This window comes from Epilithonimonas caeni DSM 17710, assembly GCF_000426465.1.
Lineage (GTDB): Bacteria > Bacteroidota > Bacteroidia > Flavobacteriales > Weeksellaceae > Epilithonimonas > Epilithonimonas caeni.
The window spans coordinates 244,354-263,073 of record NZ_AUFK01000009.1 but is presented as its reverse complement, the minus strand read 5'-3'; the positions used below and the strand labels follow the sequence as shown (position 1 = coordinate 263,073).

15 protein-coding genes are annotated in these 18,720 nt (G+C 35.8%); 11 read left to right on the top strand and 4 right to left on the bottom strand.

The window, feature by feature from the left end:
- Positions 1–40: 40 nt before the first annotated feature.
- On the top strand, positions 41–934 hold the full coding sequence (locus K319_RS0102495) for a TIGR01777 family oxidoreductase (protein ID WP_034671272.1): 894 nt from the start codon (positions 41–43) through the stop codon (positions 932–934).
- A 42-nt stretch (positions 935–976) separates the two neighbouring features.
- On the opposite strand, the gene mgtE is transcribed toward K319_RS0102495, so the two are convergent.
- Both mgtE and K319_RS0102485 read right to left on the bottom strand, forming a co-directional pair.
- A complete protein-coding gene (gene mgtE / locus K319_RS0102490) occupies positions 977–2,296 on the bottom strand; it encodes a magnesium transporter (RefSeq protein WP_027382179.1) in 1,320 nt (439 codons plus the stop codon).
- 66 nt (positions 2,297–2,362) lie between these two features.
- Positions 2,363–2,938, bottom strand: a complete 576-nt coding sequence (locus K319_RS0102485) for a hypothetical protein (protein ID WP_027382178.1) — start codon at positions 2,936–2,938, stop codon at positions 2,363–2,365.
- Positions 2,939–3,073: 135 nt separating this feature from the next.
- Here K319_RS0102485 and polA point away from each other — a divergent pair, with 135 nt between their 5' ends.
- The 5 genes from polA to K319_RS0102460 are packed head-to-tail and all read left to right on the top strand — an operon-like array spanning position 3,074 to position 8,652.
- Entirely contained in the window at positions 3,074–5,917 is a 2,844-nt protein-coding gene (polA, locus tag K319_RS0102480) for a DNA polymerase I (protein ID WP_027382177.1), read from the top strand.
- 43 nt (positions 5,918–5,960) lie between these two features.
- Positions 5,961–6,914, top strand: a complete 954-nt coding sequence (locus tag K319_RS0102475) for a hypothetical protein (RefSeq protein WP_027382176.1) — start codon at positions 5,961–5,963, stop codon at positions 6,912–6,914.
- 28 nt (positions 6,915–6,942) lie between these two features.
- Positions 6,943–7,212, top strand: a complete 270-nt coding sequence (locus K319_RS0102470) for a YciI family protein (protein WP_027382175.1) — start codon at positions 6,943–6,945, stop codon at positions 7,210–7,212.
- A 12-nt stretch (positions 7,213–7,224) separates the two neighbouring features.
- On the top strand, positions 7,225–7,575 hold the full coding sequence (locus tag K319_RS0102465) for a bleomycin resistance protein (protein ID WP_027382174.1): 351 nt from the start codon (positions 7,225–7,227) through the stop codon (positions 7,573–7,575).
- A gap of 51 nt (positions 7,576–7,626) precedes the next feature.
- A complete protein-coding gene (locus K319_RS0102460; RefSeq protein ID WP_027382173.1) occupies positions 7,627–8,652 on the top strand; it encodes a M28 family metallopeptidase in 1,026 nt (341 codons plus the stop codon).
- A 71-nt stretch (positions 8,653–8,723) separates the two neighbouring features.
- On the opposite strand, the gene K319_RS19685 is transcribed toward K319_RS0102460, so the two are convergent.
- Together K319_RS19685 and K319_RS0102450 are read right to left on the bottom strand one after the other, a co-directional pair.
- Complete coding sequence (locus K319_RS19685) at positions 8,724–9,491, bottom strand: NUDIX hydrolase (RefSeq protein ID WP_051230370.1); 768 nt, start codon at positions 9,489–9,491, stop codon at positions 8,724–8,726.
- Positions 9,475–10,632 (bottom strand): MFS transporter, encoded by a 1,158-nt coding sequence (locus tag K319_RS0102450; protein ID WP_235696071.1) that lies wholly within the window; start codon positions 10,630–10,632, stop codon positions 9,475–9,477. The genes K319_RS19685 and K319_RS0102450 overlap by 17 nt, the downstream gene beginning before the upstream one ends.
- Before the next feature lie 245 nt (positions 10,633–10,877).
- On the opposite strand from K319_RS0102450, the gene K319_RS0102445 reads away from it, so the two are divergent.
- The 5 genes from K319_RS0102445 (at position 10,878) to K319_RS0102425 (ending at position 18,696) form a co-directional block, all read left to right on the top strand.
- A complete protein-coding gene (locus K319_RS0102445; RefSeq protein WP_027382171.1) occupies positions 10,878–13,793 on the top strand; it encodes a SusC/RagA family TonB-linked outer membrane protein in 2,916 nt (971 codons plus the stop codon).
- A gap of 54 nt (positions 13,794–13,847) precedes the next feature.
- Positions 13,848–15,350 (top strand): RagB/SusD family nutrient uptake outer membrane protein, encoded by a 1,503-nt coding sequence (locus K319_RS0102440; RefSeq protein WP_235696070.1) that lies wholly within the window; start codon positions 13,848–13,850, stop codon positions 15,348–15,350.
- A gap of 14 nt (positions 15,351–15,364) precedes the next feature.
- Positions 15,365–16,255: a hypothetical protein gene (locus K319_RS0102435; RefSeq protein WP_027382169.1), complete on the top strand. Its 891-nt coding sequence runs from the start codon at positions 15,365–15,367 to the stop codon at positions 16,253–16,255.
- Between the two features lie 172 nt (positions 16,256–16,427).
- Positions 16,428–17,888, top strand: a complete 1,461-nt coding sequence (locus K319_RS0102430; protein WP_051230366.1) for a glycoside hydrolase family 30 protein — start codon at positions 16,428–16,430, stop codon at positions 17,886–17,888.
- Positions 17,889–17,907: 19 nt separating this feature from the next.
- Complete coding sequence (locus K319_RS0102425; RefSeq protein WP_034671269.1) at positions 17,908–18,696, top strand: glycoside hydrolase family 16 protein; 789 nt, start codon at positions 17,908–17,910, stop codon at positions 18,694–18,696.
- Positions 18,697–18,720 lie beyond the last annotated feature (24 nt).

Below are 18,720 nucleotides of genomic sequence, written 5' to 3'. Positions count from 1 at the left end.
TAATATTATAAATGTGGTCAACCTAAAAACATTAAATACAATGAAAATAATCATCGCAGCAGGAACAGGTTTTCTTGGAAAAAACTTAGAGCAATATTTTCTCAATAAAAATAATGAAGTTAAAATCCTGACCAGAAATCCAAAACGTAAAAACGAAATTTTATGGGATGCAAAAACCGTTGGTAATTGGAAAAATGAGTTGGAAGATGCAGATATTCTCATTAATCTTGCGGGAAAATCTGTAGATTGCAGATACAACGAAAAGAATAAAAAAGAAATCTATGACTCCAGAATAGATTCAACACGAGTTTTACAACAAGCCATTGATGAATGTCAGAATCCACCAAGAATCTGGATAAATGCAAGTTCCGCAACCATTTACATTCACTCGGAAACCAATCTTAATACCGAAGCCAACGGAATCATCGGTGATGATTTCTCTATGAACATTTGTAAAAGCTGGGAAAAAGAATTCTTTAAAAAAAATAATCAAAATATCAGAAAAGTTGCACTTAGAACTTCTATTGTTTTAGGAGAAAATGGTGGCGCTTTTCCAAAATTCAAACAGATCTCAAAGCTCGGACTCGGTGGAAAACAGGGTAGAGGGAACCAAATGATGAGTTGGATTCATATCGATGATTTTTGTGAAGCCGTTCGTTTCATTATTGAAAATGAACAGCTTCAAGGTGCAATCAATATCACCGCTCCAAACCCTTTGTATAACGAAACAATGATGAAGTTGCTCTGTAAGAAAATAAAAATTCCGTTCGGAATCCCAAGTCCTGTTTGGTTACTGGAAGTCGCTGCGATCTTTATCAAAACTGAAACTGAATTGATGCTGAAGAGTAGAAATGTTTATCCTGAAATTCTTATTAGAAACGGATTTCAGTTTAAGTATGATGATTTTGAAAAAGCTTTGAATGATTTATGTTAACAATTGAAATTCTCAAAACAATGAGAAAAACAACCTCTTAGTTTATAACAATTTGCCTGTAAGAAACAATCCAGCAACTGAGAAATAGATGATCAGCCCTGTAACATCTACAAGCGTCGCAACAAACGGAGCAGAAGAAGTAGCCGGATCTAGTTTTAATTTTTTAAGAATAAAAGGAACCATAGACCCGGAAAGTGTTCCCCAAAGTACGATCATTATCAAGGAGACACCTACACTTAATCCAACAAACGGCCAATATTGCCCATAATTGAAAAAGCCTGCTTCATGCCAGATCATAATCCTTAAAAAGCCAATAATACCAAGAATACTGCCAAGAAATAACCCCGTGAAAATCTCTTTTTTCATAACATACCACCAGTCTTTCAAACCGATTTCCTGAAGGGCCATTGCCCGGATTATCAATGTCGCTGCCTGTGATCCGGAATTACCTCCACTGGAAATAATTAATGGTACAAACAATGCCAAAACAACAGCTTTCTGGATCTCATCTTCAAAATATCCCATTGCAGAAGCGGTTAACATTTCTGAAAAGAACAGAATGATCAACCACATTCCTCTTTTCTTTACCATTTCGATAAGGGACGTTTGTGTATAAGGAACGTCCAAAGCTTCAAGACCTCCGAACTTCTGGATGTCTTCCGTATTTTGGGATTCGATCTGATCTAGGATATCATCGATGGTCACAATTCCTACCAAAACACCATTTTCAGTAATGATCGGCAATGCACTTCGGTCATATTTTTCGAAATAGGGAACTGCGTTTTCTTTAGAGGTCGTTGTTTTGATCGCCACAAAATGATCATCACAAAGCTCAGATATCAATTGCTCTTCGTCGGCCAATAGAAGTGAGCCAATGGTAATGTCATCTATCAATCGATTTCTTTCATCTACAACGTAAAGAAAATTGAGTGTTTCGACTTTCTTCCCAACTTTCTTGATCTGCTGAAAACATCTTTTAACGGTCCATTCTTTTCTGATCTGAACATAATAAGGCGTCATAAGACGTGCAATAGAATCAGCTTCGTAGCCTAATAATTTAAGAGCAACCCGTCGCTCCTGAGGATTCAGAAGGTTGATGGAATATTTGATCAATTCATCCGGAAAATCTTCGAAAAGCTGGGTCCTGTCGTCGGGAGACATTTCATTCAAGATATCAGAAACCTCATGGCTCGCAATGCTTCTGATCGTATCTTCCTGGAAATCAGGGTCAAGATGCGAAAAAACCTCTGCCTTCTCAGATCTTGGAAGTTTAAGAAACTGCAAAATACGTTCTTCCGCTGGCAACTTGCTCAGGGATTCAGCAATATCCGCAGGATTTAATATGATCTCTTGATTCTCGATATTTTAAAATTTTGCTTTGCAAAAGTATTAAAATCTTAAGAAAAAAAAGTATTAAGATTACGTAAATTAAGATGCTTTTCTTAGAATCACCTGTCGATTTCGGAGTTCTTTCTCCATTTTCCTGATGGCACCTTTTGTCCCGATGATCACAGAGTTTTCTGCACTTCCAAGTAGCCTTGCATTTCCCTTATAAGTATCATAAGAAGTTTCCATTACAAAGTTCCCTGTGGAATCGTACAATTTCAGGCTCACAACAACTTGATTAGAAAATACATACCTGCCAAAGCCTACTTTGAAATATTTCACTTTCGGGATCACAGCAACGTCGGCATTATTATTTTTACATATCTCTTTTATCATTTTAGAATCCACATCGTCAAAAGGAACAGAGGTATTGACTTGGAGATATTTGACACTGCCTATAGATCTCATCTTGTCAGATGTTGCATTGTAAAAGGCAGAAAAAGTTGGATCCTTTATTTCTGTAATATCCGGGAAAACCTCTGGCTCGAAATAAAGGACTGTTTTTATACCGTTGATCTTTGCATCCTTGTTGAAATAAAGAAGACTGTCCCCATAATTGGCACAGGAAACAAAAAAGCAGATCATAAAAACAGAATAAAAGTGGTAATTTTTCTTCATTGTATTAATGCAGCAAAAATACAACCAAATTTCTTTATTTATAGTAAAAATTTAAGATTTTTTAACAGAAACTTTTTTTATTATTTTGGATGTATTCATTATCAAAATCGGTTACAAATCATTACTTTTGTTTTTATGACTTCTACAGACAAAAGATTATATCTCATTGATGCTTATGCCATGATCTTCCGTGGGTATTTTGCATTTATCAAAAATCCCAGAATTTCCACAAAAGGACTAAATACTTCAGCGATCTTCGGCTTTACGAACTCTTTGATAGAACTGATAAAAAGAGACCGCCCGACACATTTGGCAGTTGTTTTTGATGTGGGAAGAACCAATGTTCGTCACGACGATTATGCTGACTACAAGGCCAACCGTCTGGAAACACCGGAACCTATTCTTTTAGCAATACCTTATATCAATAGTATTTTAGAAGCTATGCATATCCCGATTTTAGGGGTGGAAGGTTATGAAGCTGACGATGTGATCGGGACTATTGCCTGCAAAGCTGAAAAGCAAGGTTATAATGTCTTTATGGTAACGCCGGACAAAGACTTTGCACAGCTTGTTACAGATAAAATTAAAATCTATAAACCAGGGCTGAAAGGTGGCGATATAGAGATTCTTGGCATTGAAGAGGTTAAAGCCAAATATGAGATCAATGACCCGAAACAAATTATCGATTATCTGGGAATGATGGGGGATGCTGTGGATAATATCCCAGGATTGGAAGGTGTGGGAGAGAAAACGGCTAAAAAATTCATTCAGGAATTCGGGTCGATGGAAAATCTTTTGGCTAATACGCACATGCTCAAAGGAAAGCTTAAAGAAAAAGTCGAAGCCAGTGCAGAAAGAGGATTGCTATCCAAAAAGTTAGCAACTATTCTTTGTGATGCGCCGATTGAATTTATCGAAGAACAATATGATCTGGAAATCCCGGACTTCGAAAAGGTAAAAGAGGTTTTTGATGAGTTAGAATTCAGGAGATTGTATGAAAACCTTTATCGTGCTTTTGCCAATAAGGAATATGTGGAAGAATTGATGGACGGCGATGATACAAAAACCGCAACAACTGAAATAGTTGACACAAATGTTGTTGTCCACAAAAATGGAACAATGGATCTCTTTGCCAGTTTCGAACAACTGGAACAGGCAACGACGACCAAATCTACCATTACAGAAAATGACCATCTTTATCAGTACATCGATTCTCCAAAAGCTCAGAAAATCCTATTAGAAAACCTTTTAAAACAAAAAGCGGTTTGTTTTGATACGGAAACAACTTCTCTTAATGAACTGGAAGCTGAACTGATCGGGATGAGCTTCTCCTATAAAAAGGGCTTGGCCTATTACATCCCGGTTTCTGAAGATCAGGAAGAAGCACAGAAGACAGTTGAGATCTTCCGTCCATTTTTTGAAGACCAGAATGTTCTGAAAATCGCTCATAATCTGAAATACGACTACAAAGTCCTTCAGAATTATAATATCGATGTCGATGGGAAATTGTTCGATACAATGATCGCTCATTATCTCTTGAATCCTGACGGGCGGCATGGGATGGATTATCTTTCCGAGATGTATCTGGATTACAAACCCGTTTCTATCGAAACCCTGATCGGGAAAAAAGGGAAAAATCAGTTGACACTCCGTGAAGTTGATATCGCAACTCAGACCAATTATGCTGCAGAAGATGCGGATGTCACGTTCCAGCTTTACGAATTGTTCGCACCGCAATTAGCTAAGGAAAATCTGGAGGAACTGTTCTACAATGTCGAAATGCCATTGATGAAAGTTCTTGCAAAGATAGAGTTGACAGGCGTAAAACTCGATAATAATTGGCTGGCACAGGAAAGTAAAGACCTTGAAAATGATTTGAAAGTTCTTGAATCTAAAATATTTGAACTATCCGGCGAAGAATTCAATATGAACTCGCCAAAACAATTGGGAGAGATTCTTTTCGAGAAAATGCAGCTTGACCCGAAAGCAAAGAAAACCAAAACCGGACAATACGCAACATCGGAAGATGTCCTTCAAAAATTGTCTTCAAAGCACGAAATTATTACTTCAATTCTGGAATACAGAACGTTGCAAAAACTAAAATCTACTTATGTGGATGCTTTGCCAACACAGATCGAGAAAAAAGACAACCGTGTCCACACGACTTTTGCACAAACAGTTGCCGCAACAGGACGTCTGGCAAGCGTTAATCCGAATCTTCAGAATATCCCGATCAGAACATTGAGAGGACAACAGATCCGTGGTGCATTTGTTTCTGATGAAGGAAAAAAAATTATCTCTGCCGATTATTCTCAAATCGAATTAAGATTGATCGCCGAGATCTCCGGTGAACAAAATATGATCGCCGCTTTCCAAAATGGGGAAGATATCCATGCTTCTACAGCAGCAAAACTCTTCGATGTGGCTTTAGAAGAAGTGACAAAAACACAGAGAAGTCAGGCAAAAACAGTGAACTTTGGTATTATTTATGGACAAGGTGCGTTCGGATTAGCTGATCAGACCGGACTTTCCAGAACTGAGGCCAAGAAAATGATCGATGCTTATTTCGAGACCTATCCAAGGCTTAAAGAATATATGAACGAGCAGATCGAGAAAGCAAGAAAACTCGGTTATGTAGAAACAATTTTGGGAAGAAAACGCCATTTGAAGGATATCAATTCAACCAATTTTGTAGTAAAAGGTCACGCTGAAAGGAACGCGGTGAATGCGCCAATCCAAGGAAGTGCAGCCGATATTATCAAACTCGCAATGATAAAAATTGACAACGAATTGGAAACTCAAAAACTGGAAACCAAAATGCTTTTGCAGGTTCACGATGAATTGCTTTTCGAAGCTCCAATTGATGAAGTTGAAACTGCAACAGCACTCATCAAAAAAGAAATGGAATCTGCTTTTGAAACCAAAGTTCCTTTGCTGGTCGAAGTTGGAATAGGTGATAATTGGTTAGAAGCGCATTAGATTAATAAAATATTAATCGTAATAAAACAAAAACACAGAAAATATGAGTTTTCATTTTAAAATTAAGAAAAAACAAAATATCTCTTTTAAACAATTATTAGAAAACAAATATTTACCTGAAAATACAAATATTTCGTTTGAAGCTAATTTTAATGAATTATTAAACGGATATTCGAAATTATATATTTCTAAACTCTCGTCGAGAGGTGTTGCAATTACTACAACTCAAAATGAGTTTGATGTTGAAGTTAATGTTGGAGCTACAAAAGAAGATTGGAGATTAGCAGTGAAAATTTCTTTAGCTTTAGGTGAATTAAATGATTCTTTAATAAATCCAGAATTTGATGATGAAAAAACTTTAGAACAATTTGAAAATGAATATAACGAAGCTTGGGTAGAAAGTGTTAAGTATCATTCAATGAGTATCATTATACAAATGTTTAAAGAAGATAAGACAAGAGGTGGTGCTATGACATTTATGGGTTGTATTAGACATTTTTATGTTGGAAATTATGTAATTGACACTCTTTCTAAAGATAATGAATCTGAAGAATTGCTTTACGATAGACTTATTGAAGAAATAAGAAAAATTCAATTCATTGAGGATTATGAAGATGAAATAGAGTTTCCAAGTACAAGAATAATGGATTTTCCAGAAGGAGAAAAAAAAATAGCAATTTTTCCGGCTAACTTCAAAGTTTTGTTACCAAAAGTTGATTATGTTTTTTTAATGAAAAAAAATGAAGCAATTGTACAAGTGGCTTATGATGATTTCATTAAATATATTTCAACACAATCTAAAAGAGTTGATGAATTACAATATATAATTTATGCAGTAGATGAAAGCAAACACTATAATATGCTTTTGCATTTTAAGTCGTTAGAAGATAAAAAAAATGAAATCAAAATAGAATCTAAAATAGAAACCATAACCAAGTTGCCAACAAATAAGATTGAAAAAATAGGAACTAAAAAATGGTGGAAATTTTGGAAATAGAATTTTAATAACTAAAAAACAGACAAATATGAAAGCAGTAATTTTTTACGAACACGCAACAGACAAAACTATGGACGAGTTTATGGCAGTTTTTCCACGTCACGAGGAATTCGAAGCAGAGTTTATAAAGTCTGGAAAAGTCTTGGGAACTGGTGCATTTGGCAATCCTGGCGAAGGCGCAATGGCAATTTTTGTGGACAAAGAAGCTGCAGAAGCATTTGTGAATGGCGATCCTTTTGTACAGGAAGGTTTAATCGCTAAAGTCACCATCAGAGAATGGAACGATGAATTAGCCTAAAATTTTTAAATTATGATCTCACAGATAATTCCAAAAATCCCTTTTATTGACAAAGGAAAAACAATTGATTATTATAAGAATCTGGGATTCGAGTTTGTTGCAGATTATGATAATTATCTGATCGCGACCTATAACAATTCGGAATTGCATTTTTTTGAGTTTAAGGAATTGGTACCTTCAAAATCAGATTTTATGCTTTATCTCAAGATTTCAAATAATATTGATAAATTTTTTGAACAGATAAAAGCTAAAAATATAGAAATCCATCCCAACGGAAACCTCGAAACAAAACCGTGGGGAATGAAAGAATTTTCTTTGCTAGACCCCAATGGAACACTATTGAGTTTCGGAGAAAAAATATAAATTTATTGTAACAATATTTTTTTATTTCCGACTTAATCTTAAATTTATTCTATGAAAAATATAAAACTATACGGTTTTTTGATAGGCGCTGCGCTTCTTAATAGCTGTGCTTCTACAAAGAACTTCTCTTACGACGGAAAAGGTTTCAAAGATGCTTATAACAGCATTACTTTGGAAGAACTAAAAACCAACCTTTATGTAATTGCAGGGGACGATATGGAAGGTAGAGATACGGGAAGTGCAGGTCAGAAAAAAGCAGGTGTTTACATGATCGAGCAATACAAGAAAAATGGCATTGGCTTCCCTCCAAGCTTAGGTTCCTATTATCAGAAAGTTCCATCTGATGCTATGAAGAAATATGGCGAAACCCTTCCGGATTCTGAGAATATTATGGCTTTCATAGAAGGTTCTGAAAAACCAGACGAGGTTATTGTAGTTTCGGCACATTATGATCACGTAGGAATGAAGAAAGGAGAGATCTATAATGGTGCTGATGATGATGGCAGTGGAACCGTTGCCGTGATGGAAATTGCGCAAGCATTTCAGGAAGCAAAGAAAAAAGGTTACGGACCAAAACGTTCTATCCTTTTCCTGCACGTAACAGGTGAGGAGCATGGACTATTCGGGTCAGAGTATTATTCGGATCATCCTGTTTTTCCTTTGGCCAATACTGTTGCTGACCTTAATATCGACATGATCGGACGCGATGACCAGGAGAATAGAGGCAAACAATATGTTTATGTGATCGGTTCAGAAATGTTGAGTTCTGAGCTTAAGAAGATCAATGTTGCCGCAAATGACAAGACAGTAAAGCTTGAACTCAATTATAAATATGATGACCCAAAAGATCCTCAAAGATTATATTACAGGTCAGACCATTACAACTTTGCAAAGCATAATATCCCGGTAGCATTTTTCTTTGACGGAATCCACGAGGATTATCATAAACCAACCGATACGCCCGATAAAATCGATTATCCATTGCTTCAGAAAAGAACGCAACTGGTTTTCACAACGGCTTGGGAACTGGCTAACAGACCAGACAGAATCGTAGTTGATGGGAAAAATGACAGATAATAAATTTATCTAATTAAAGAATAAAAAAGACGACAAATATTTGTCGTCTTTTTATTTGTAAGCGCATAATTCTATTTATCAAAATCCGATTGTTTGATCTCAGAACCTTCCAAAAATCGATAGAGATAAGGTGCTTTGTTCGCCGAACCTGTAAAATGTTTTTCCAGTCTTTCTAAAATATTCATACTCAATATTTTTCTTTGAAAGTTATTTCTTCTCAACGGTTCTCCAAGAATAGCTTCATAAAGATGCTGAAGTTCTTTCATTGTGAATTTATCCGGAAGAAGATTACTTCCCATTACCTGATAATCAATATTTTTCCTGAGATAGAGTAGTCCTTTTTCTATCATTTCTTTGTGATCAAAAGCCATATTTGGCAATTCGTTTATATTGAACCATTGGCAAACCTCATTGAAAGAATCCGGAAACGTGTAAGTCAATGTATAATCTATTAAGGCACAGTATCCTACGGAGATAAAACGTTGGTAGATCCAGTGGTTTTTATCGACTTCGATATTTTTATTTTCCAGAAGTTTTTGATGGGTATTGTTCTCCGTTCTTTTAATATCCCCGAATGTGTAGAACTGTTCCAAAAATACATCAGAAAGATGTGTCCTCTCATATAAAGTTCTGGCTGCTGCATCATTGAGATTCTCATCATTGAAAATAAATCCCCCTGGGACAGACCAAAGATCCAGGTCGTGATATTTCAACAGGAGAACTTTGAGCGTATCCTTATGAAAGCCGAATATCACACAATCTACCGATACGTGCTCCACAAAATCATTGGTGTCTATTAACTCTTTTAGATTTTGTTTATTCTTATTGATCTCGGTCATAGTTTATTTTTGTTTTATTTAGAAAAAAAGTTAGGCCAAATATAATTAATAATGGTAAAGAAATAAACAATGGATAATAAGAACTTGCATTTTTGTGAAAAATAATAGCCATATAAAGCGATCCTACAGAACTTCCCAGAGATGAACAAACTACAATCAATGAAACAAAAAGATGGGTTTTATTTTTTGAGACCTGATTCAAAACTTCCGAATTGTAAAGCGGAAAAAGAGGGGACAGGAACAATCCGATTACAGGGATTATAAATATCAATAAAAATCTGGATTCATTATAAAAATAGGATATTAATGTCTGGGATATCCCTAATATCAAAAAAACCATGAAAAGACAGATGAAAACCATCTTCAGCCAATGAAACCTCAGTATCAATTTGCTTGTGACAAATCTCCCAAGAAATGAGAACAAAGCCAAAAAAGCCGATGACTGAAGAGCAAAATAAGAATTGACATGAAGATTATTTTTGAAAAAACTTGGCAGCCAGGAATTAAAACTTTGTTCCACAAAGACCATAAAAAAAACGATGATGAAAAAATAGAGCAGCTTTGGTTTCAAAAAAAACTTCCATCCACCAGATGCTTTTGTTGTATCAGAGAATTGTTCCTCTTCAATTTTAGAATTTCTAAGCATCAATACATTGATTATGCTTAAAATGGCAATCACCCAAAATCCGTACTTCCAATATTGTGCATAATTGCTCGTCAGCAGGCTTCCAAAACCTATATTCACAAAGAAGATTCCGATCATAAAAGATGCATCCACACTGGAAACAGCGCTTGCCAATTGTTTATCCTTGAAATTATTTTTGATAATACTGAAAACCGAGATCTTTGCCAGTGCAAACCCAACACCTACAATACTCAGCCATATCTTGAAGAACCAAAATGCATCAACCAATGGGAGAGCAATAGAACTGATCATTATAAAGACCAAAGCAAAAATGAGTGCATTTTTGTTACCTGTTTTAGCGATCCAGTTGACACATAATAATGAAACTATCGCCATTGGAATATCCTTGAAAGATTCCAAAATACCAAGCCCTTTATAAGAAACCTGATTTGATAATTGCAATATGATAACGCCCATGCTATTCAGCAACATTGAAAATATCAAAAAGCTGAGCATAAGAGGGAGTTTTATTTTGTTTTTATTAACACTCATTTATACGTTCATTAACTTTAAATTAACACTAAGGTGCATTTTTGGGGATTCCAAATATAATAAAAATAATAAATTTTCATGATAATTATACCGTTAAATGTCCTATAAATAAAAGGGTTATTAAAAAAAATGAAAAATTATTTTGTCATATCAAAAAAAAAGATACTTTTATTGTCTCAGTTTGAGATTAACAAAAAATTAATTAAAATATGAACTTAAAGTATTCAAAATGTCTTGGGTTAGCAGCTGTACTTTACTTCACAGCAAACTACTCAGCTCAGCAACGGGTAAGCGACACGGCTTCTAAAGAAAAAGTAATAGAAGAAGTAGTCGTTATCGGTTATGGGACTCAAAAGAAAAGCAATGTGACAGGAGCCATTGCCAGTATTAAAGCATCGGATATTGAAGACATCCCTGCAGGTAAGCCGGAACAGGTATTACAAGGTAGGGCAGCGGGTGTTTCTGTTGTAACTAACTCTGGTCAACCAGGCTCTGCGGCAACTGTAAGAGTACGTGGTATTACTAGTTTTGGAGCTGGAGGTAATGATCCAATGTGGGTTGTGGATGGTATCATTGTAGATGGTATTGGATGGTTAAATCAATCCGATATCGAAAGTATTGAAGTTCTAAAAGATGGTGCCTCTTCTGCGATATATGGAGTTTCCGCTGCAAGAGGTGTAATATTGGTAACAACTAAAAAAGGTAAGAAGGGATTATTAAGTCTATCTTATAATGGTAGTTATGGTGTATCTCACGCTGCTAGGAAACTTGACCTACTAAATGCCACACAATACGCGACGATAATCAACGAAAGTTTTGTGAATGATGGTAAAGCTCCAAGATTTGCAAATCCATCATCATTTGGAGTAGGTACAGATTGGCAAAGCACTATCTTTAATACAGGGGAGAGACAGTCCCACGAAATAGGGATTAATGGAGGGAGTGACAAATCAACTTATTATGCTTCTTTTGGTTATTTTGATCAGACAGGTATTGTAATGGGCGATATCTCCAACTATAAAAGAATAAATGCTAGGTTAAATTCTACTCATAAGGTAATGGATTACTTAACTATTGGCCAGACATTTTTATATACACATCAGAAAAACCAGGGAATTGGTGTCAATGAAACATTCGGGGGACCTTTAAGTTCAGCGATAAATCTAGACCCTACAACTCCGGCTGTAGTGACAGACTGGTCACAGGTTGATCCTGATAATTATACAAATCCTTATATTATAAAAGACAATAATGGAAACCCCTATGGAATTTCTCCTTGGGTAAACCAAGAAATGTCAAACCCTTTAGCCTATAGATACACCCAGCAAGGCAAAAACAATTGGTCTGATGACTTTGTAGGTAATGTATTTGCAGATTTGAAGCTTCTACAAGGTTTGAATTTTAAAACGACATTAAATGGTAAAAAATCTTTTTGGGGAAGCCAAGGTTTTACGCCTTTATTCTATCTAAGCTCTACTTTAAGTAATGTTGGGTTTAATAGTCTGAACAGAACAACTAATACAAAATTTGAATGGAGTTTTGAAAACACTTTAACTTGGCAAAAAAAGTTAGAGGATCATAATTTCAGTCTATTGGTTGGACAGGGAGTTTATCGATATGACATAGGCTCAGGAGAAAGTATAACCTATACCCATCTTCCTGTGAACAACTGGGAAGATGCCGCTTTTTATGCAGTTGATGCCAAGTACAAATTAGGTGATGCATGGGACTACGTACAGACTAGAAGAGCTTCTTATTTTGGACGTTTAATTTATGATTACAAAGATCGATACTTATTTACTGGAACCTTCAGACGTGATGGTTCTTCGAAATTCCTTAAATATTGGGGAAATTTCCCTTCTTTTTCTTTAGGATGGAATGTACATAAAGAAGATTTTTGGAGAGATAATAATATTATCAATACAATTAAAATAAGAGGAGGGTATGGAGTCTTAGGAAATGATGCAATTGATAATTTTATGTTTAGAAGTTCATTGGTTTCGGGCGGTAATTATCCTAATGGTAATAACCCTGATAATACAGAAATTATAATTGGTTATGCGCCTAATACGCTTGGAAATCCAGATTTAAAATGGGAAGAAACTGCACAAACTGATATAGGAGCAGATATTCGTTTTTTAAATAATTTTACACTTGGTGTGGATTATTATTATAAAAAATCTACTGATATTCTTCGTAGAGTTGCAATTCCAGGATACGTTGGTGTTCCTGTAAATCCTTTTGCCAATATTGGTGATATGGAAAATAAGGGAATGGAGTTTGAGCTCGGTTACAAAAAGAATTGGGAGGATTTCAGTATTTCGGTTAATGGTAATTTCTCTTATAATAAGAATAAAATTCTTCGTCTCGAAGATGATGTTGAATGGAGAGATTTTTCATCTATACACACTTTGGGAACAGTTTCCAGACTTCAGGTAGGAAAACCAATGGGGACTTTTTATGGATATACATACAGTGGTGTATTCCAAAATCAGGAACAAATCAACGCTTATGTCAACTCCAATGGAGAAAAGCTTTTACCAAATGCTAAGCCAGGAGATTTTATTTGGCAAGATAACGATGGAGATGGAAAAATTGATTTAGATTCTGCTGGTGATATGGTGGACCTTGGAAGTTCCCTTCCAAAATTCACATATGGTTTTACAGTGAATTTGAATTATAAAAACTTTGATTTAATGGTTTTTGCGCAGGGACAAGGTGGAAATAAAATTGTTCAGGGGCTTAGAAGATTTGATATGTTGGATGCCAACTGGCAAACCTCTATTCTCGATAGATGGACAGGTGAAGGATCTACTAATGATAACCCTAGAATAACAAGAGAGGATCCCAATCATAATTATAACAGAATGTCTAATTATTATCTTCAAAAAGGAGATTATATGAGACTAAAGCTCATTCAGTTAGGTTATACACTTCCAAAAGATGTTTCTGAAAAATTTGGATCTAATAAGGTAAGGCTTTATATTACTGGAGAGAACGTATTTACTTTTACAAAATATACAGGCTATGACCCAGAAATTGCGGGAGGCAATGAATATGGTATAGACCGTGCCTATTATCCACAGGCAAGAACATTCTTATTAGGAGCAAACATTCAATTTTAATAGTAGAAAAAAATGAAAAATAAAAGATTTATATATAAAGGATTGGCAATAATTATGTTAACCGGACTAAGTTTTGGGAGTGTAAACTGTACTGGAGATTATATCGGGGATATAGAAAATACAGGAACTTTTGATGATACAAATTACTTCTTGTCCGAAGAACAATGCCTTAGTGCTACAGCATCTGTATATGATATTATGAAAAAGTATGCTGGAGGTTTTGAGAATATGGTAACCTTTTTCAATGCCGGATCGGACGATTTCTATTCTGGTGGTGGTAATTCAGGAGATGGAGCAGGAATTCAAGGATTTAATAATTATACTATTAATCCGATTACAATGCCTGCAAGTTATTGGAAAGATTATTATCAGGGAATTGCGAGAGCAAACTGGGTAATTAGTAGAATACCTGATGCGCCTGTTTCAGAAAACTTCAAAAAAAGGATTTTTGCAGAAGTGACTGTATTACGATCATTGTATTACTTTGAACTTGTGAGAATGTTCGGTAATATCCCGTTGATTCTTAAACCTATCACTTCTAATGACGATTATTGGAATATACCACAAGCGAACCCTAAAGATGTGTATAGCCAGATTGAGGGGGATATTGCTTCAGTAATTGCAGATTTACCAATGATAATTCCTTCCACTACACCTTCTGAGAGGGGGCGTATAACACAAGGAAGTGCAAGAGCAATCCTGGGAAAAATTTATCTCTATGATAAGAAGAATGATCTTGCAGCAGCCCAATTTGCAGAAGTAAATGGAACTCCAGGACAAACAAGCCAATATGGATATAAATTAGTGGATAATTACAGCAGCCTTTTTAAATATGATAACAGATTTACCACAGAATCTGTTTTGGAGGCAGTATATAGCTACAAAGGACATTCTGATTGGGATTTCTGGGGCCAAGGTAGGGATGAAGGTAACTCTATTTGTATTATGACCGGACCAAGATCTTATACACTAAAAAATGTTCCAAACAACGATGCCCCAGATTTGGTGGCTGGCTGGTCATTTAATACTATTACAGAAAATTTATATAATTTCATGACAGGGGATCCGCGTTTTGATGCTACTATTATAGATGCCAAAAAATTAGTGCAAGATGGAAAAATCAGCTATTCTGCAGCTTATTTAGATACGGGTTACTTCCTTAAAAAATATGCGCCATATACTGCTGCGAAATCACCTGAGCCAGGAGCTATGGAATTAAATTTTTACCAAAATTATGTAGCTATACGTCTTGCGGATACCTATCTTATGGAAGCCGAGGCACTCGGTGCAACAGGAGCACGAGCTCAAGCTTTATTAGATGCAGTAAGAGCAAGAGTAGGACTTTCTTCTGTTCCTGTTTCATTGCAGGCTATTAAAAATGAAAGAAGAAGAGAATTTGCCGGAGAAGGTATTCGCTGGTTCGATTTGGTAAGATGGGGTGATGCTCCTTCTGTTTTAGCAGTTAAGGGATTTGTTGCTGGTAAAAATGAAATACTTCCAATTCCTTATACTGAATTGCAAAACACTGCAATAAAGCAAAATCCAGGCTATAACTAAAAATAATAAAAACAATGAAAATAGATTTTACAAAAATATTGTTAGGAACAGCTATTGCAATACTTCCGGTTTCTTGTACTCCAGATAGAGTAGAAGGAGATGGTAATGGCCTTACACCTACTAACTCAGATGCTTCTTTTACAGTTACAAAAACTTCTGAAAATCACTATAGATTAACTGCTTCCAATAACAACTATATCCAATCCAGATGGGATTTAGGTGACGGAGGTGGATTTGGAGTTGGTCCAAATATTTATGATGTTTTCATTCCAGATGAAGGAACTTACACTGTCCAGCACGAAATTATCGGACAAGGAGGAATTGTTGGTGGTACAGCTAGTCAAACAATTACTGTTGATAAATCAGACCCCGCAGCTGGAAATATGATTCAGGGTGGAAGATTTGAGGATGCAACAGATGTGGCAAAATGGTCATTGACTTTCCCTAATCCTAATGGAACTGATGGTGGTTCTGCTCTATGGACTTGGGGAAATGGGCAGGCTACTTTTACGGCAACAAAATGGAACAGAAACGTACTTTATCAGGAAGTGAATGTTGTAGAAGGTCGTAAATACAAAGCTGATGCTGTTGTTAGTTCTAAATCCGGTGTTACTGATTCCTGGTTTGAAATCTATGTTGGCTACACAAAGCCTACAGCTAATAATGATTATACAGGAGACGGTAACGATTCAACTTGGTTGAGAGCTATTAACACTTGGGCTGGTAGTGGAACTTCCGCTTTTGAAGGTAAAATTTCGAATGTTGGATCTAAAAATGCCAATAATCCAGAGGGAATCTTTACAGCAACCAAAACTGGAGTTGCATATTTTGCCATCAGATCAGGAGGTAACGATATGAAAGATGGAATTTCTATTACAAAAGTTGAATTTCGAGGGATAAACTAATTTTTTCTTATCATATTCTTAGGGTGAAAGAGGTCCTCAAAAAACCTCTTTCATTTTTTTTTACTAAAAATCAAATTAAGCTTCTTTTAGCAAAAGAGAGCTGTAGTGGAAAGATAATTATTTCGGTACAATTCTCTCTAAAAAATCTTGGTATCTATTAAATCTAATTAAAATGTATAACACAAAAATATTTCCCAATAAATTATTCTTCTTAGGAGTTACATTTTTCTCACTATTGTTTTGCCAAAGTAGCAGTGTAGATGATCAATCAAATCCACCTTCAAATGACGGTGACGATAATGGTAATTATGCTTCTGCTACCGTTTGGTTAACAAAAGCAGATGAAACAATTAAGCTTCAGAAGCAAAGCGACATTTATTTTAAAAATACTTCCAATAATTATCAGACCATTGAGATTGATGCAGGACAAAAATACCAGACTATTGATGGATTTGGTTATACCTTGACTGGTGGTAGTGTTCAAGTGATCAATCAACTATCTTCTGCTAAGAAAGAGGAATTGTTGCAACAACTTTTTTCAAGTAATGATAACTCCATTGCTGTCAGTTATTTAAGATTGAGTATTGGCGCATCTGACCTCAATGGGGAAGTTTTCTCTTATAATGATCTTCCAGCTGGTCAAACAGATACATCCTTATCTCAATTTTCAATGGCCAAAGACCAGGCTGTTATTGATATGCTGAAAAAAATTCTGGCCATCAATCCAAATATCAAGATCATTGCCACACCTTGGTCACCTCCTGTTTGGATGAAGGACAATGGAAGTAGCATTGGTGGAAGTCTCTTACCTCAATATTATAGTGTTTATGCTCAATATTTTGTTAAATATATTCAAGGTATGAAAGCACAAGGCATTACTATCGATGCCATCACACCTCAAAATGAGCCGTTGCATCCTGGGAACAATCCAAGTATGTATATGACATCTGCTCAACAAGGTGAATTCATAAAAAATCATTTGGGACCTGCTTTTCAGAATGCTGGAATCAACACCAAAATTGTTCTTTATGACCATAACTGCGACAAACCAGATTACCCGATGGATATCTTAGCCGACGCAGAAGCAGCAAAGTATGTTGACGGTTCTGCATTTCATTTGTACGCTGGAAATATCGGTGTTCTAAGTAATGTACATTTAGCTTATCCAACCAAGAATCTTTATTTTACAGAGCAATGGACCGGCGCTAATTCTTCATTCTCAGATGATCTGATCTGGCATACGAAAAATGTCATCATCGGCTCTATGAGAAACTGGAGCAAAGTAGCCCTTGAATGGAATGTTGCCAACGATGCTTCCTATAACCCTCATACGCCTGGCGGTTGTACAGAATGTAAGGGAGCGATCACTATCAATTCCAGTGAAATGTTTACAAAAAATGTTGCCTATTATATTATTGCACAGGCTTCAAAATTCGTTCCTCAGAATTCTCAAAGGATTGCTTCTACACAACCGGGAAGTTTAAGTTCTGTCGCATTTGTAACACCTGGCGGAAAAATTACACTTATTGTTCTGAATGAAGGTAACAATACCGAAAACTTCAATATCAGATATAACAATAAAAGTGCGGCAACTTCTTTGTCTCCAAGGTCTGTAGCAACTTTCGTTTTTTAATCTGAAATATTCATTAGTAATGAAAAACATCGTTTCAATTTCTGGTATCGTTTTATTATCAATTGCGATTTCTTGTTCTGTGGCAAAGGAAAAACGGGTTTTGATTTTCCAGGATGAGTTCAATGAAAAGTCTATCGATCCATCAAAATGGACTTTTGAGGTTGGAGGCAACGGTTTCGGGAATAATGAACTTCAATTTTATACTAAAGACCGAAAGGAAAATGCAAGGATCGAGGATGGGAAACTCGTTATAGAAGCCAGAAAAGAAAAATGGGAAAAGAATGATTACACTTCTGCAAAGTTAGTAACCAAGGAAACTTTTCCTTTCAAATATGGAAGTGTGGAAGTACGAGCAAAATTACCAAAAGGGAAGGGAACCTGGCCGGCAATATGGATGTTGAGCGAGAACATCAAAAAATGGCCGGATGATGGGGAAATCGATATTATGGAACATGTTGGCTATAACGAGGGTTTTATCCACGCTTCGGTTCACACCAAAAAATATAATCACGTTATCGGAACTCAGAAAACTGATACGATCATTATAAAGGACGCAACAAGTGAGTTCCATGTTTACAGAGCAGATTGGACGCCTGAGAAAATCGAGATGTATGTGGATGACAAGAAATACTTTACTTACATCAATACAGAAAAAACCTATGATGCCTGGCCATTTGACCAACCATTCTACCTGATCCTGAATCAGGCTGTTGGTGGAAATTGGGGTGGAAAAGAAGGTGTAAATTCCGGAATCTATCCTCAGAAGTTCTTGATTGATTATGTAAGAATCTATAAATTAAATAATTAACAAATAAAAAATTCTATTAATTTA